This is a genomic window from Amycolatopsis kentuckyensis (assembly GCF_002155975.1).
GTDB lineage: Bacteria > Actinomycetota > Actinomycetes > Mycobacteriales > Pseudonocardiaceae > Amycolatopsis > Amycolatopsis kentuckyensis.
The window spans coordinates 1-541 of the sequence record NZ_MUMI01000840.1; the positions used below are offsets into that span (position 1 = coordinate 1).

Annotated in this window: 1 pseudogene; it reads left to right on the forward strand. The window is 70.6% G+C overall.

Annotated features, from left to right (window positions below):
• Positions 1-505, forward strand: a pseudogene (locus CCN39_RS48530) (sialidase family protein); the annotation flags it as partial.
• Positions 506-541 lie beyond the last annotated feature (36 nt).

Below are 541 nucleotides of genomic sequence, written 5' to 3' on the forward strand. Positions count from 1 at the left end.
GATCCACTCGTCGTTCGACGAGGGCGCCAACTGGACCGGCACCGCCGGCAGCTTGCTCGTGTGGGGCCAGGACGCGGCGTACTCGGACATGGTTCCGCTGTCCGCGTCGTCGGCCGGAGTGATCTTCGAAGCGGGAACGGGCGGCGAATACCGCAACTCGATCCGCTACGCCACGATCACCGACACCGCGCTCGGCGCGCCGGCCTGCGGTGGCGGCTACGGCGTGCTCGATTCGAAGCCGCTCGGCACGGCGGGCACGGTGTACCTGTCGTACAACGCCGCCAACGGCAAGAACTGTGTCAGCACGATGAAGAGCGCGTCCACCGGGACGGGCACGGCGACCTCGGCCTACCTGGAGGTCAAGGGCGCGGCACGGGTCACCGACTCCGGCTCCTTCTCCTACTTCGCCGGCCCGGTCTCGGCGTCCGCGGCGGACAAGTGCGTGAAGTGGGGTGGCGCGGCCGGGGGCGCGTCCTTCGACAGCGAGTTCGAGCACTGCAGCTGAACCGGGTGGGACCCGCCCCCTGGCCGGGTCCCACCC